At 60.5% G+C, this 13,080-nt stretch carries 16 protein-coding genes and 5 pseudogenes; 4 read left to right on the forward strand and 17 right to left on the reverse strand.

What is annotated here, in order from left to right:
* Positions 1-10: 10 nt before the first annotated feature.
* Positions 11-142 carry a hypothetical protein gene (locus AUR65_RS20450; RefSeq protein WP_269844095.1) on the reverse strand — a complete coding sequence of 44 codons (132 nt, stop codon included), beginning with the start codon at positions 140-142 and terminating at the stop codon, positions 11-13.
* Positions 142-827: pseudogene (locus AUR65_RS20545) on the reverse strand (DUF6166 domain-containing protein). The gene AUR65_RS20450 and the pseudogene AUR65_RS20545 overlap by 1 nt, the downstream one beginning before the upstream one ends.
* Before the next feature lie 118 nt (positions 828-945).
* On the opposite strand from AUR65_RS20545, the pseudogene AUR65_RS11890 reads away from it, so the two are divergent.
* Positions 946-2,312 (forward strand): annotated as a pseudogene (locus tag AUR65_RS11890) (restriction endonuclease).
* Positions 2,313-2,662: 350 nt separating this feature from the next.
* Positions 2,663-3,004, forward strand: a complete 342-nt coding sequence (locus AUR65_RS11895; RefSeq protein ID WP_058567075.1) for a hypothetical protein — start codon at positions 2,663-2,665, stop codon at positions 3,002-3,004.
* An 87-nt stretch (positions 3,005-3,091) separates the two neighbouring features.
* Here AUR65_RS11895 and AUR65_RS11900 read toward each other — a convergent pair whose 3' ends face one another.
* From AUR65_RS11900 to AUR65_RS11940, 9 genes are all read right to left on the reverse strand, one after another.
* On the reverse strand, positions 3,092-3,664 hold the full coding sequence (locus AUR65_RS11900; RefSeq protein ID WP_058567076.1) for a hypothetical protein: 573 nt from the start codon (positions 3,662-3,664) through the stop codon (positions 3,092-3,094).
* A 74-nt stretch (positions 3,665-3,738) separates the two neighbouring features.
* The gene (locus tag AUR65_RS11905; protein WP_058567077.1) at positions 3,739-4,332 is read right to left on the reverse strand and encodes a hypothetical protein; all 594 of its coding nucleotides are present in this window, start codon (positions 4,330-4,332) and stop codon (positions 3,739-3,741) included.
* Positions 4,333-4,390: 58 nt separating this feature from the next.
* Positions 4,391-4,786 carry a DUF7567 family protein gene (locus AUR65_RS11910; RefSeq protein ID WP_058567078.1) on the reverse strand — a complete coding sequence of 132 codons (396 nt, stop codon included), beginning with the start codon at positions 4,784-4,786 and terminating at the stop codon, positions 4,391-4,393.
* Positions 4,787-4,859: 73 nt separating this feature from the next.
* Entirely contained in the window at positions 4,860-5,225 is a 366-nt protein-coding gene (locus tag AUR65_RS11915; RefSeq protein ID WP_058567079.1) for a DUF7568 family protein, read from the reverse strand.
* Between the two features lie 3 nt (positions 5,226-5,228).
* Positions 5,229-5,720 (reverse strand): hypothetical protein, encoded by a 492-nt coding sequence (locus tag AUR65_RS11920; RefSeq protein ID WP_058567080.1) that lies wholly within the window; start codon positions 5,718-5,720, stop codon positions 5,229-5,231.
* A gap of 104 nt (positions 5,721-5,824) precedes the next feature.
* Positions 5,825-6,241, reverse strand: coding sequence for a hypothetical protein (locus tag AUR65_RS11925; protein WP_058567081.1), 417 nt, complete (start codon positions 6,239-6,241; stop codon positions 5,825-5,827).
* A 73-nt stretch (positions 6,242-6,314) separates the two neighbouring features.
* Positions 6,315-6,977 carry a DUF6735 family protein gene (locus AUR65_RS11930; RefSeq protein WP_058567082.1) on the reverse strand — a complete coding sequence of 221 codons (663 nt, stop codon included), beginning with the start codon at positions 6,975-6,977 and terminating at the stop codon, positions 6,315-6,317.
* A gap of 67 nt (positions 6,978-7,044) precedes the next feature.
* The gene (locus tag AUR65_RS11935; protein ID WP_058567083.1) at positions 7,045-7,425 is read right to left on the reverse strand and encodes a hypothetical protein; all 381 of its coding nucleotides are present in this window, start codon (positions 7,423-7,425) and stop codon (positions 7,045-7,047) included.
* 91 nt (positions 7,426-7,516) lie between these two features.
* Positions 7,517-7,705: a hypothetical protein gene (locus AUR65_RS11940; RefSeq protein ID WP_058567084.1), complete on the reverse strand. Its 189-nt coding sequence runs from the start codon at positions 7,703-7,705 to the stop codon at positions 7,517-7,519.
* Between the two features lie 212 nt (positions 7,706-7,917).
* Between AUR65_RS11940 and AUR65_RS11945 the strand changes: the two are divergent.
* Positions 7,918-8,417, forward strand: a pseudogene (locus AUR65_RS11945) (DUF7342 family protein).
* 43 nt (positions 8,418-8,460) lie between these two features.
* Here the strand turns inward: AUR65_RS11945 and AUR65_RS11950 are convergent.
* From AUR65_RS11950 to AUR65_RS11960, 3 genes are read right to left on the reverse strand one after another with little or no spacing between them, the layout of a single operon-like run.
* Positions 8,461-9,282 carry an SWIM zinc finger family protein gene (locus AUR65_RS11950; RefSeq protein ID WP_058567085.1) on the reverse strand — a complete coding sequence of 274 codons (822 nt, stop codon included), beginning with the start codon at positions 9,280-9,282 and terminating at the stop codon, positions 8,461-8,463.
* Positions 9,283-9,284: 2 nt separating this feature from the next.
* A complete protein-coding gene (locus AUR65_RS11955) occupies positions 9,285-9,737 on the reverse strand; it encodes a hypothetical protein (RefSeq protein ID WP_058567086.1) in 453 nt (150 codons plus the stop codon).
* Entirely contained in the window at positions 9,734-10,246 is a 513-nt protein-coding gene (locus AUR65_RS11960; RefSeq protein ID WP_058567087.1) for a winged helix-turn-helix domain-containing protein, read from the reverse strand. The genes AUR65_RS11955 and AUR65_RS11960 overlap by 4 nt, the downstream gene beginning before the upstream one ends.
* A gap of 110 nt (positions 10,247-10,356) precedes the next feature.
* On the opposite strand from AUR65_RS11960, the pseudogene AUR65_RS11965 reads away from it, so the two are divergent.
* Positions 10,357-10,749 (forward strand): annotated as a pseudogene (locus AUR65_RS11965) (ABC transporter ATP-binding protein); the annotation flags it as partial.
* Between the two features lie 415 nt (positions 10,750-11,164).
* Here AUR65_RS11965 and AUR65_RS11975 read toward each other — a convergent pair.
* From AUR65_RS11975 to AUR65_RS11985, 3 genes and pseudogenes are all read right to left on the reverse strand, one after another.
* On the reverse strand, positions 11,165-12,085 hold the full coding sequence (locus AUR65_RS11975; RefSeq protein ID WP_042662726.1) for a DUF2255 family protein: 921 nt from the start codon (positions 12,083-12,085) through the stop codon (positions 11,165-11,167).
* Between the two features lie 98 nt (positions 12,086-12,183).
* Positions 12,184-12,441: pseudogene (locus tag AUR65_RS11980) on the reverse strand (hypothetical protein); the annotation flags it as partial.
* Complete coding sequence (locus AUR65_RS11985; RefSeq protein ID WP_058567089.1) at positions 12,438-13,034, reverse strand: DUF7437 domain-containing protein; 597 nt, start codon at positions 13,032-13,034, stop codon at positions 12,438-12,440. The gene AUR65_RS11985 and the pseudogene AUR65_RS11980, both read right to left, overlap by 4 nt.
* Between the last annotated feature and the right edge of the window lie 46 nt (positions 13,035-13,080).

Genomic DNA, 13,080 nt, shown 5'->3' on the forward strand with positions numbered 1-13,080 from the left:
TGTGTTGGGGTCACGAGTCGGTGTCGTCGGTGCGCTCCTGTCGGTCGTTGTATCGCTCCAGTTCGCGCCCGATTTTCTCGAGCGCCTCGACACCTCGTTCGAGGAGCTGGTGGATGGCTCGCGCCAGCCGAAGTGTCTCCATCAGTGCTCCCCCTCCCGGGGCTCGATGAGGCCGTTGCTTTCTTCGGCGAGTTCCCGGATTACCCGTTCCACGTCAGCCTCTTCGGCAACCGTCCGATGTGCGAACGGGGCAGGATATGCCCGGTCGCCTTGGCTGCAGAGTACGACCAACCACTCGTCGCTCCCATCCCCGAGTACGATGTAGTGGTCGCGATCAGCGCGCTGGAAGACCCGCCTGTCCGGGCGAGAGACGGTTCGCCAGTTCTCGGGGAGCGTCGGTGACGGCCGTCCGCCGTCGGCGAGGGCGACGACGTCGGCGGTAAGGGTCGCCATCGCGGCGTCGATCTCCTCGCCGGTGAGGTGCCAGCACGCCGCTGCACCGTCGCACTCCAACTGTGAGACCACCTGATTCCGGAACGCGATGTAGTGCTCACGGGCGAACTGCTCGTCGTCGTAGTAGTCGAGCAGGAGTGCGCACGCGAGCTGGGCGGGCCCGCTACCGTGTACCCCCACTCGAACCCGCTCGGACTGTGGTTGACGAGGTCCAGACTGCGCTCGAGGGAGAGTCGCCGATGCTCCGAGAGGTTCAGCACGACGGCTTGGCCGTCGACGCGGAAGCCGACGTATTCGACTGTGGCTTGGTGAGACTGAGCGGCCGATGCTACTGGAACCGATTCCGAACTTGCTACAGGTACATTCCCGTTCATTCGTTGCTCGCGGGCGGTTCGGTGACCCCCGCACCCCTCTCAGGGGTTCAACAAACAGGACGGCGTAGCGTTCACCAACGTATTTGACAGTTCCAACGTACTGTCCACATAATTGAGGATGGCTGTACTGGACGATCTCTCTGGCTTCGAGTTCGAGGACGTGATGGAGGACGTGTTCCGGAACCTCGGCTACGAGAACGTCCGCCAGGCCGACCGCACGGCTGACGAGGGTCGCGACGTCATCATGGAGGAGGTCGTCGACGGCACGCGGCGTGCGATTATCGTCGAGTGCAAGCACACGGGGACGGTCGGGCGGCCGGTCGTCCAGAAGCTCCACTCGGCGATCGCGACGTTCGACTTCGACGGCCCGAAACGCGGAATGGTCGTCACGACCGGCCGGTTTACGAACCCTGCTCAGGAGTACGCAAACCGCCTCCAGCAGAACGATGACCCACACCCGATCGAGCTGCTCGATGGCGAGGACCTCCGGGAGATCGCCGACGAGATCGGCCTCGACCTCTACAACGGGCGCATCGAGATTCTCTGCGACGAGACGCTCCGCCCGTACGACCCTGCCGCCGACGTCGACGCGCCGGTCACGGAGGCGTTCCGCGACATCGAGAACATCGAGGCTGCCGACCTGCCAGACCCACACTCATCGGTGACGTTCCGCCCGGTGGTCGCTGTCACCGCGGACACGAACGCTGTCTTCGAGACGTCGGTGGGCGTCATCCACCGGATCAACGACCGGACCCGATTCGTCGCCCACGCCGAACGCGGGCAGCCGCATGTCGTCGATGAGGACGTCGGGACGCTGGTCACCGAGAATCTCCACGCGACGGTCGACCTCGATGCCGAGCAGTTCGGAGAGGTGTTCGACGACGTCGAGGAGCGGCGGTTCGGGCAGACGCAAACGGAGTACAAGGAGTGGGCCGTCGAGCGCCTCCAGCAGCATCACACGACGACGGTCACCTACACGGCGACAACAACGTCACGTACAACAAGACCTGTGAGCCGAACCGCTCGGACATCTCTGTCCAGTCGATCGAACCAGTGTACCTCCCGGAAGTTCGGCACACTACCGACGTCCAGGAGTACACCTACCCCTACGAGTACTACGCGGCAGGCCCGTCACGAGTGACCGCCGAGGACGGCATCCATCAGTGCGTCCACTGTCACACGAGTGGCGTCACCGAGACGTACACCTACTGTCCGAACTGCGGGGCCATCGTCTGCTCCAGCCACACCAAAACGGAGCGGCTGGAAGGCGAACCGGTCTGTACGGGCTGCGCGGTGACGGAACGGTTCGCATTGAAGACGAAGTACTTCTACGACGAAGAGAATCTCGAGGCCTTCCGCGAGGAGTACGCCGCGATGCCGATCCACGAGAAGGTGATGGAGAATAAGCTCCTCACTGCTGGTGGGGGAGTAGTTACGGCTGTTCTACTACTGCTTGGCATCCTCGCACTTGGAGGTGTAATCTGAGTATCGAGGTGTCGAATTGGTTATCGCTCGGCCCAGGTCCGACGGTATTCAATAAAGTCTCGAGGATGTTGATGATCTCTCGCCCACTCTTTTGCTTCGCCAGGTGAGTCACACCGCTCAGCGGTTTCGCAGAGGGTACATTTCGCTGTTACCCGAATCACCATTACAGGATTTTCTGTTTCCGGCGGCTCATCCACGTAATCCATACTGGACCAATCGGACTTATCGATTAAAACGGGTATTGTTCTCTGTTGTCCTGGCAATGGTCTGCTCTGAGCGCAAACACCTCGTTCTGATACGACCCTTTGCTCCCCCTGTCAATTTCATCGAGCAACGACTATTCTACAGGTATGCCTTCCAATCAGGTCGGAGATGAGTGGACCGTCGAGTGGATGACGCCCAAGCCGAACAGCGATGAATACCTCGATAACTTGGTGCTGCGCCCGGAACAAGCAGCTGAATACGGGGACGACCTCGTTATGGCTCTGCGTGTCGACGACGAAATCCTTCGAGAGCGGGGATTAGACCCTAAAGAACCGTTTGGCTGGAAAATCGAAAACGGTGAGCTACTGATGAAACAAATTTCTCGCCAAGCGTTTGAATGGGTCGCGGAAAGCGACCGAGAGGATTCACTCTATGCACAGCAGGTATTGGATTCTCGAGCTCGACGGCGGATTCGTAACTCTCAGTAGCAATCTGCAAATCATTCGTTCCGAAGAATCATATACTGGGTGCTCCTTCTCTTCAGCACTCGAACCTTGGGAGTGTCCAATTAACGATTAGCTTGGTTGAGCTAGTAGTTCGTCGACGGCGGCCGAGAGCGGTCCTTCAAACTGCCAGCTAGCCCGATCGAAGGCTTCCTCGGTCGGACCATCCCAGCGCGGGAAGGCGGAGTGACCACTCACTTTGACGGTCCACTCGGACGGCTCCTCGAACGGATTCCGTGTCGGGAGTTCGACGACGTAGAGGTACTCTTCGTCGCCGTGGATGCCGTCGGCCGGATTCTCGACGCCGTGTCCGAGCAGAAACATCGGCTGGTTGAGGTGCTCCATATTGTCCGGGTCGAGGAGATCCGAGGGTTGGTCAGCGTGGATGCTCCGGTCACGCCCTTCGTCCACGTAGAGGGTCATCGTCGAGAGCATGTCGAGGAACAGGAATTGGGCAGCGGCGTACGCAGCCCCGCGCTCTGTTCGTGTCTCGTCAAGCAGCTGCTTCAGCTGGTCCAGGTCATGGAGGACGCTATCGGGATATCCGTCCGAGTGGCGGTAGATTTGTGCGATGCGGTCGGTATCGGACTGTTCGCCTGCGGTCTCGCTCCGTTGGATGAATCGGAGTTGACTTCGTGTCGACATCGATCACCGCCGACGCGGGTGCGCCGGCACCCATCGCCGGCGCAGAAACAACCGTCAGGAAACCTTCTCTCCAGTCACCGCCTCTTCTCCTGCATAAGATTGAACGCCTGCCATTTTGCAATTCCTTCAATTGCCTCATCTATCGTTTTCGGTCCGTTCCATTGGCTACTGAGCGCCTGATTAAATTGGGCAAGGTGTGCGAGCGCATCTGTTCCGTCCTCTACTTCCCTCATCCACAGTGTCATCTCAGAGTCGCCCCGATAGTAATCCGCTGAGAAATCAAGATCTTCTAATCGAGGGTCCTCGTGAAGCTGCATTGTGGGGATAGATTCCTCGAATTCGAGGTCAATTTTCACGATTGCTTGAAATGAGGCCATATCCAATATTCGCTTGACTCGATAACTGATCCCCGTCCCGTGTTCACGCACTTCTACATCCTTAATCCGATATGATAGGGTGTCGTGTTCGAAATCGAGATCACTCTTCTGAGGGGACATATACATGTCAAATAGAAGGTCTTCGTAATCTGGGCGTAGTCTAATTTCCTGAGCCTGTTCGATCGTGAATAAGGGCAAAGAGAACTGTACACCACCAATTTGTTCGCGTAGATCCGATTCCATTGATTTTCTTCGCTGTAGTCGTTCTACAGCGCCTTCGGTTTGGACCATAAACGATGTGTGCAATTGGTAGAGTAAAAACAAACAGGCTTGGCGTATTTGCTAAGCTCTACGCTAGGTGCGCCACCTCGTTTGGTTCCTCGACGTCGTCGAATTCGCCGCGCTCGACAGGTTCCCAATCCTCACCTGGCTCCGGACTCCACCAGTCGACCTCGTAGGCGCCCGGTGCGCCGAAGATCTTCACGCGCGCCGACCCATCAGGCAGTCCGCGGCGCAGTTTCTCGTCGACGTGGAGGTTCCAGGTCGTGGTAGAATCGAAGCAGGCGAGCACGGCCTCCTCGTAGCCGCGTGTCTCGCGGGATTCCTGGAGTTCGACCTGGGTGTTGCAGTTCTTGCAGAACACCCCCTCGAACGGGATGTGAGTGAAGACCTCCTGCCCGCAGACGGGACACCAGAGGAACTCGAATAGTGCCTCGCTGTGTCGGTCAAGTACTTCGAGGGTCATTGGTTGACTCACCCGGTCGTCCCGGGCCACCACCTCCTGCCCGGCCGAAAAACAGCGCCCAGCGCTCACTCACTCACCGTTCGGGGCCGTAGACGATGCGTGAGGGGGCTTCGTATCCACAGTCGGGGCAGTCGTACCACCGCTGGACTTTCGCCCCGTCTGCTGCCTTCTCGCCGACGCGAACGTCGTTGTTCGGACACTCCGGGCAGCTGAGGTCCGGGACCGGCCGCTCCCGGAGTTCGTCACGGAACGACGTCGCGTCCTTCGTCTCGTACCCCCGCGACCACACCGGGTAGCCGTCGACGAGAATCACCCCGCGCCACTTGTACCGGTAGGAGTCCGGCGCACGATGCAGCACGGCTCGCGCACCGGTCTCGGTGTTCCGATACGCAAGCGTCGGCGAGCGGCTCTCGCGTCGCCAGTTGGTGATGCGAGGCATTGGTTAGAAGTGGACGTCAGCGGGCACGATCCAGAGCTCTTCACTCTCCTTGAGGAGTCGATCCAGCTGTCCACGGTGACGAATGCCGGTTCCGTGTTCGGTGTACAGGAAGATCGTCGGGCCGTCGTACGCACCGACCTGGTGGAAGGCGTGCCGGGCGAGGTCCTCGTCGCGCATGATCTCCTCGTCGGAGAGCTCGTCGATGGCCTCTTTCACCCGGTCGAGATTACGCTCGAATTCCTCCTTCGTCGCCTCCCAGCCACGCTCGAGCAGGTCTTCGCCATCATCAGAGGCGACGGGGGCTGCAGTCGGCAACTCTCCCCATCGCGCCTTCCCCGCAACGGACGTGTCCTCCTCGTCGAACGTGACGTAGTAGTCGAAGACGGCGCCGGCGTGTGGGTCCGCGCCGACCAGTCGGTCAAACACCGTCTTTCCGGTGGCCAGCGCGTCGTCGTGCGTCGATGCCTCTACCAGTGCGTAAATCACCATATGCATCTCGAACACCTCGAAACGCCGACGCACCGGGAATCGTTGCTCGCTCCAACTGCGCCGGCACCCATCGCCGGCGCTCGAAAAACTTTCCTCGTGACGGCGGATTCTTAGGATTCGTCCGCTCGTTCGACAGTGATGGTCAGGTCGCCCGATTCGTAGTCGGCCTCGAAGTCGACCGCGAACGCGTCCGACTCGTAGGCGGCGTGGTAAGCACGGTGGCGTTCGAGCGAGCCTGTCGCCTTGAAGTGGAAGAATGCGGCCGCCGTGTAGGGCTTGCTCTGTGTTTCGACCTGCGACTCGACGGATGCGGGGAGCGCGATTTGGGGCGTCTCCGTGTCGATACTCGCAGCGAACTCTTTCGCTTCCTCGACGGTTGCTTGCGAATGTGCCGGTGTCTCGCCGGTCAGCACGTTCACCGGGGTTTCTGTCTCGTCGGTGAATAGGACGTCTTTGAAGGTGTGTGTTCCGAGGGTCGCCTCGGGATCCAACTCGCAGTCGTGAAACGGGTCGTCCTCTGAGGTCATCGAATCACGAGCCTACGGCGGGGCTCACCCATTCCGACCCTGAAAAACAGCAGTTGCCACGAAGCAGATCGACCTAGGAGTGGTTCAGGCTCGCCTTCTCGAAGGGTGACTCTCCGGTCGGGATGAGCAGCTCCTGTCGGTCTCCAACTCGCTCGGCCAGCTTCCGTTTTAGGTACTGCCTCGCCGTCGACGGCGTGAAGACGCCTTTGTCGATCATGTCGCCGACGACGTCTTTGAGGGCCGCGAACTGGCCCTGCAGGTGGCCGTCGCCGACCGGCTCGCCGTCGTACCAGCGCACCGTCGCGAGCGCGCCGTTCCCGACCGTCTCTCCCTGTTCGACCGTCTCCGAGTCGTACTGGAGTCCGAACCACAGCGTCCGATAGGCGGTTACCTCGAACGTCGTCGACACCACGAAGAACGCCTCGTGGTGGAGGTAGTCGAGATAGTCAGCGACGATCTCGTCGAGGGTGAGCCCGGTGGCGCGGGGCTTCGGCTCGACGACCGTCGACGGTCGATCCTCGCCAGCGAGGTAGCCGTCGACCGCATCTGCCTCGAGGCCATCGGCAAGCTCTCCGAGGAGCTGTTTCGCCCACTTGGAGTCAGTGTCGTCGCCACCGAACGGCGACTCAGCCGAGATTCGGTGCTTGAGCTTCAGGTTCGCTGCGCCCCAATGGCTGTAGTGGAGCGTGTACTGTCCGTCTGTGCGTTCATACGCAACGAGTGCGCGGTGTCCCATCGAGCAATCACCTCACGGGGCGACCGCGACTGGACCGCCCCGCACCCCTCCCGGGGGACGAACAACGCTACTCGTCGATCGGGTCGGGGGAACTGAGGTCCGCGTGGAGGACTTCGCCATCGTGAACGACGTACCGCTTGGCCAGGACTGGGAAGCGGCATTTGGTGAACCCCGCCGTCTGGATATCGAACTCTTCGTTGGCTTCGAGGTGGTCGGCGAGTTCTCGCAGGAATTCGTGGGTCACGATCCCGCCTTCGTAGTCGGGCAGGCCGTTCTCCCGCGCCTCGTACACCTCGAAGTCGTCGTACCCCCAGATGGTGAGCTCTCCGTCTTCGGTCACCTCCCAGTCGAGCGTCCCGAAGCAGTAGCTCTCACAGAGCTCGCGGACTGCCTGCGGATCCGATACGATCGCGCCGGTCGACGTCGTCGCAGCTTGCAGTGTCGCCATGTCTGGACCTCACGGGGTCGCCCCCACACCCCTGTCGGGGGCGATAAACCGACGCGAGAGGTGTCTCCCGAGGCGTGGCCGGCGACGCCAGTTAGGAGTCTGCGTGGGCGTTCGCCCCGGCTCCGTCGCTCGGCCGCGTGAGAAGGTTCACCTCTTCCAGGAGGTCTCTCGCGGTCTCGACTCGCTCTCGATCCGCGTCGTCCAACCGGTCGACGTCGAGTCGGTTGAGATTGCTGAGTATACGATGCATCCGGTAGCCCTGTTTGAACTCTTGCTCCATCGGAAGCGCCTCACCGCTCGCCGGCGCGGAAAGACTCCCAACCGGGACTGGCGTCGGGGGTGGAGGAGGTAAGATCGTAACCAACAAAACTCGGTGATACCCGCAGGCTGTTGGTTAATCAATATCCAGTACTAATGCTACTCGAGACTAGGGCCGTAGCGATCAGAGCCACACACCCGGCACTTCCAGATCGGCTGTCCCGTCCACACCTCATCCGGGATCGACTCGTGGGCCTTGAACCGATACTTCGTGAACCCCGGTCGGTTAACTAGATCAGCGAGCAGGCCGCGCCGCCTGGAGCACGACCAACGAGGAGCACCAGGCGCTCGTCGACCAGGGCCAGTTGCGCTGCGTCGAGGCGGGCGAGACGACGCGCTATCAGCCGGACTACACGCGACTGCTCTTCGAAGAAATCTGCACGCTCATCGAGGAGAACACGCGCGAGGAGTTGCGGAACGAATTGGTCGCGATAACCGAGGAGACTGAGGAGTGGCAGGCGACCTACAACGTCGAGACATGGGAAGATTTCGAACAGTCGCTCGCCGACGGCGACCTCGCAAGTAGCGAACTTCGCGAACGCCGCGACGTTATTGGACGTTGGGAGGAGTACCAGGAAGACCGCCGACTCATCAAGCACGCGTTGGCACTCTACTCAGATGTCGAAGCCCCTCGCGAACAGATGATCGATGTGGCTGACCGTGACACAAACTAATTTTCGCGGTCGTCGAACCTGCGGGCGTCATAGGGCGACACAGCTATTCGTCGGACTGCTCGCCCAACTTCTCTCGAAGCTCGACCGCGGCCTTCTCGAAATGTTCCGCGAGGAGCGGCGTTCCCGATGTCGCCCGCTCGTCGAGGAATGCGACGGCGTCAGTGATTGCATCAGCGTCCCGTTCTGCGGTCATGACACAGTCGACATACCCGTCGAGTGCCCGACTGAACGCACGCGAGAAGTGGTCGTACGCGCCGTCGACGCGCTCCATGTTGTCGTCGAGCGACTCAACGAGTGCCCGGTAGACGGTCGCCGCCGACGCGTCCCGCTCCTGCTCGCGGTACTCGCTCGCGAGATCGAACCACTGCGTGAAGTTGATGGGCTCGAAGACGACGGGGTACTCAGGGTTCGTTTCTTCGAACCGCCGGTCGATCGCGGTGCGATGCTCGTCGACCGACTGGCTCGTCGGTTCGCCAACACGGGCGAGAAACCGATCACGGAGATCCGTATTGGTCGCGAGTTCGTCACGCAGGAACGCACGGAGTTGGTCGGCGTCGGCACCGTCAAGTGTGGCGTCAAGTCGATCGCCTTCGTCTGCAGGTGGGTCGTCGACACACCGAAGCAACACGGCGACGACGTGCTTGCATGCTCCCGGCCCGTCGTACGGACAGTCGCACCACGGGGCAAACCCGTTGGTGGCGAGGTCAACACGGACATCGTACTGACGGCTGCCGCTCACGACTGCGGTTACAGTAGTGTCGATGCGGTGAATCCCGTGGATACGGCCCTCCTCACGGTATCGTTCGCCGCGTTCGAAGACTGCGTCCGTGCAGATGTCCCGGACTGCGTCCTCGGTTACATCCATCCTTATGGTGGGTTTGACGCACTATTCAGCCGATCCAGTGCATCATCCTCGTACGCTGTTCGCCACATTGCATGGACGGCACGCGTCACGAGTGACACCTCGGTCACGTCGATACAGGACGGTTCGGCGTCCGTCGTCGTGGCCTCGGTCGGCGGGTGGAAATGGATCTCGGGGGAGTGTGTGTTTGGATGGCGATCGAAGCGCCAGTTGACGTCGTTGCTATCGACGTAGTGGAACGAATACATCCCCAGTTCGCTCCACTGGATATCGAGCCGAGCGTTCTCTGCGTCGCCCAATCCATCGCTGAGACTGATCTGCAGTTCCGTAGGGGCGACGACATGATCATACGCCGTTTCGTCGACGAGCGGCTCAAGTTCGAGCCAGAGGTCACGAATCCGCTGGAGTGCCGGAAGATAGATCGGCCCGAACTCGCCGGCGCGGTCGTTACCGTTCATACAGCGAGCTGGTGGCTGGCCTCGTCGTAGGCGAGTGCGGCTTGTGCGACGGCGAGATTCTGTCGCGTTGTCCGCCAGGCGGTGAGGTCGTCCCAGCCGCCCGTCTCGTCGGCGTCGAGTTGCTGGGCGAGTTCCTCCGGTGACACCACGTCGTAGCGGTCCTCGTAGCGCCGGATCTCGGCCTTCATCTCCTGGATGCTGTCGAGCAACTCGGGTCGAGTAACTTCCTCACGCAGCTCGCGGATCCGCGACATCAACACCCGGTCGCTGTTGCGCTTGTACAGCGTTGTTTGGCCGTCCTGTTCCGTCTCCGCGAACCCGGTGTTCACGAGCGACTTGCAGTGGCGACGCGCCGTCGGCTCGCTCACGAGGGCCCGCTCGGCGATCTCGGCTGCCGATTGCCCATCGTGGGTTTGTTCGACGATTTCGTACACCCGCTCGAACGGAGTAGTGTCGTCTTTCCAGTCCGCCTTGACCTGCTCGTTGACGTCGTCCCACGTCTCGGTCATACTGGATGCTACGCAGTCTAGGAACAAATAGTTTTGTGGAGAAAATTATCTAACTCCGGTGCTTGTAGGCGAGCATTGTCAGGCTACATGCTCCTCTAACGTCTTGTGATGCGTCTGTCGAGGCTGTGGACGTGGGTGACGAGGTGACTGTCGGAATTCGTCCCGAAGATATCTATCCCGGCAGAATGCGCGTCGAAGTGGAAGACCCTTCTTCGCTCATCTCCACGCGTGTTGATATTCTCGAACCGATGGGCGACGAGATATTCGCATACATGTTGTTGGGCGAACGCCGTACATCGATGGACCAGTCGAGAGCCGATGACCAGCTGCTGATGAGTGTTGACCCCGACTCGACGATTCGAGAAGACACGGACGTCGAAGTCGTGATAGACCGGGGGAACGTCCACCTCTTTGAGACGGCGTCGGGCGAGGCACTCGCCCACGGTCTGTCCCCCGTTTCAGCCGACTTAGAGACCGAGACGACAGCCGACGAAGACGACTGAAACGGCCCGACGCGACGGCCTCGACGTCGCCGACGTTTCGACGAGCAGATGGACGACGTGGAGTCGCGTCCCCTCTGTATTCGGAGTGCGACTATCGTCGCGGGTTCCACCGAGATGGTTTGTGAGGCAGAACCGACACTTGGTACGGTTCGCAGGAATCGACGTACTGTACGAGGAACATTCGCTTCGCGTCGATCTCACTCGATCAGGATACGATCCGAGCTCTTCCTTTCGCTCTGCTCGTCCAGCGTTCCCCCGTGGATAAAGCTCGTCATCAGGAACGTGGGCCAATTCGCCAAGTGGTCGTGTTCCTCAAAATCAGAGTAGTGGTCCGTCCTCTCTTGTGAATGGCTTCCCTCGTTATGGTATTTGAACTCATGCTCCCCTTCTTCACGAAATCACTATCAGGTTCCTTCTACAGTTCCCGAACGACTTCTGCCGGCACTCCCGCGACGACGGTGTTGGCAGGCACGTCTTTCGTTACTACGGCACCGGCGGCTACGACCGAATTTTCACCGATCGTTACGTCGGGCAGTATCGTCGCACCGGCACCGATCCACGCGTTGCGTTCGACAACGACCTCCCCCGGCACCAGCGTCTTTCGACGATCCACATCCACCGGGTGACCTTCGGACGTAATCGTTACCATCGAACTGATCATGACCTCATCTTCGATGGTGATGCCTCCCAGGTCCAGAAATGAGCAGGCGTGATTGATGAAAACGTTGCGTCCCACGCTGGTATGCTTTCCAACGTTGATGTGAAACGGCGGGAAAATCTTCGTGCTCTCGTCGACTTCTTCGCCAATTATCTCTCCTACATAGTGCCGTATCTCGTCTACGTCTGTCGCTGTATTCAGCTTCCTCTTCAAGCCTATTGTTCTATTTACTTCCTCGGAGATCTTCTGATACCCTGGGTCGTCCATCGGGACCGGCTCACCGGCTTTCAGCCGATCGAAGATATCTCTCGGGAGGACTCGGATCGTCGAGGACCGGGCACGCTCGCTGATCATCGAGTCGAGGTACTGGCTTCCCTGGTACTTCGCGCGGTAGGCTTCGTCAATACGGTCGTTCAGCGCCTCGTCTGTTACCGACTCAAACGAGACGTCCTTCGTCATGCCGGCCACCTCGATTCGCCCGGCGTTTTCCCGAACGGCAGCCTGGTACCAACTCGAATCCTGACCGTTGTAGGCGCGCACATAGAGATTGCCATCTACAGCGACGCTCCAGATCCGCGTCGGTGTGCCGTAGGTTTCGCCGTCCTCACGGAACGGTGCAACGTGCAGGTCATCGGACTCAGCAATCTCGGTCAGTTCGTCTTCTGGCCATGAACTCATTGTTATCGCTTAACAGGGTGTTGTAGATCGACTTGCACTATAGTCTTCACTGCCTCTTGCTCATCCATCGCTTCGTAGCCGTCCGGCACGCGGTCGAGGTCAACGGTCTCCCTGACGATCGGCTCGGAGAACTCGAGCGGCGCCGCAACCGTCGCCCACCCCTCGTCGATTGCGTCGTCGACAGGCAGGGCTTCAATGTCGGGGTCGTCGACGGTCAGCTCCTCGTACACCCGTTCCGGCAGGACGAAGGCGATGTCGTTCCGGCGAGCGAACCCCCGGACGGCCTGGTACCGACTGTTCGACGGTTGCCCCATCGCGACGAACAGGCCGGTGTCAGCGATGTGGAGCCGGCTCACGCGTCGTCAGCGCTGTCGCCGTCGATGTCCAACTCGTCGAGTCCCGCCCCTGTGTCCTCAATGGCGTAGTGCTCGTGGACGACGGGCCGGAGCGCCTGGAGAATCATCTCCGCAGCTAGCGGCGAGATGTCCAGATCCTCGGCCATCAGGCGGTGGGTTACTTCCCCACGCTCCCGAGCGACGGCGTAGGTGAGCGCGGTCGCGAGGCCGGCGACGCCGTGGCGGTCGATGTAGGTGTCGATGTCCGCGTCCGTCTCCCGGCGGCCGACGGCGTCGATCAGCGCCGGCGTGATCGTGTACTCGCGGTCGCCCGCGGTCGTCGTCACGGTCAGTTCGATCTCCCGAGCAGCGTACCGGCGAGGCTGTTCGTCGTCGGTGACGTCGACGACGCCGGCGTCGACGAGCCGGTTGACGTAGCTGTAAGCGGTTCCCTGTGCGAACTCGAGGTCGTCAATTACGTCCTGGACGGTCGCTTCCCTCTCCCGGGCGAGGTACGCGTACATCTGGGCGAGCTGTGGCTCCTCGAGGAGATCGGCGACCGAGAGGAAGTCCTGGACGATGTCGCCGTCGGCGCGGTTTGAGGTGTGTGACACGATTCGTTCTTGATTACAGTTTACAGCGAATCAGTAAAGAGTGTTG

Origin of the sequence: Haloferax marisrubri, from assembly GCF_001469875.2 — an archaeon.
Lineage (GTDB): Archaea > Halobacteriota > Halobacteria > Halobacteriales > Haloferacaceae > Haloferax > Haloferax marisrubri.

Coding starts and splice junctions, on each gene's coding strand:
- AUR65_RS20450 (WP_269844095.1), bottom strand. CDS start 142: ATGGAGACACTTCGGCTGGCGCGAGCCATCCACCAGCTCCTCGAACGA.
- AUR65_RS11895 (WP_058567075.1), top strand. CDS start 2,663: ATGCCTTCCAATCAGGTCGGAGATGAGTGGACCGTCGAGTGGATGACG.
- AUR65_RS11900 (WP_058567076.1), bottom strand. CDS start 3,664: ATGTCGACACGAAGTCAACTCCGATTCATCCAACGGAGCGAGACCGCA.
- AUR65_RS11905 (WP_058567077.1), bottom strand. CDS start 4,332: ATGGTCCAAACCGAAGGCGCTGTAGAACGACTACAGCGAAGAAAATCA.
- AUR65_RS11910 (WP_058567078.1), bottom strand. CDS start 4,786: ATGACCCTCGAAGTACTTGACCGACACAGCGAGGCACTATTCGAGTTC.
- AUR65_RS11915 (WP_058567079.1), bottom strand. CDS start 5,225: ATGCCTCGCATCACCAACTGGCGACGCGAGAGCCGCTCGCCGACGCTT.
- AUR65_RS11920 (WP_058567080.1), bottom strand. CDS start 5,720: ATGCATATGGTGATTTACGCACTGGTAGAGGCATCGACGCACGACGAC.
- AUR65_RS11925 (WP_058567081.1), bottom strand. CDS start 6,241: ATGACCTCAGAGGACGACCCGTTTCACGACTGCGAGTTGGATCCCGAG.
- AUR65_RS11930 (WP_058567082.1), bottom strand. CDS start 6,977: ATGGGACACCGCGCACTCGTTGCGTATGAACGCACAGACGGACAGTAC.
- AUR65_RS11935 (WP_058567083.1), bottom strand. CDS start 7,425: ATGGCGACACTGCAAGCTGCGACGACGTCGACCGGCGCGATCGTATCG.
- AUR65_RS11940 (WP_058567084.1), bottom strand. CDS start 7,705: ATGGAGCAAGAGTTCAAACAGGGCTACCGGATGCATCGTATACTCAGC.
- AUR65_RS11950 (WP_058567085.1), bottom strand. CDS start 9,282: ATGGATGTAACCGAGGACGCAGTCCGGGACATCTGCACGGACGCAGTC.
- AUR65_RS11955 (WP_058567086.1), bottom strand. CDS start 9,737: ATGAACGGTAACGACCGCGCCGGCGAGTTCGGGCCGATCTATCTTCCG.
- AUR65_RS11960 (WP_058567087.1), bottom strand. CDS start 10,246: ATGACCGAGACGTGGGACGACGTCAACGAGCAGGTCAAGGCGGACTGG.
- AUR65_RS11975 (WP_042662726.1), bottom strand. CDS start 12,085: ATGAGTTCATGGCCAGAAGACGAACTGACCGAGATTGCTGAGTCCGAT.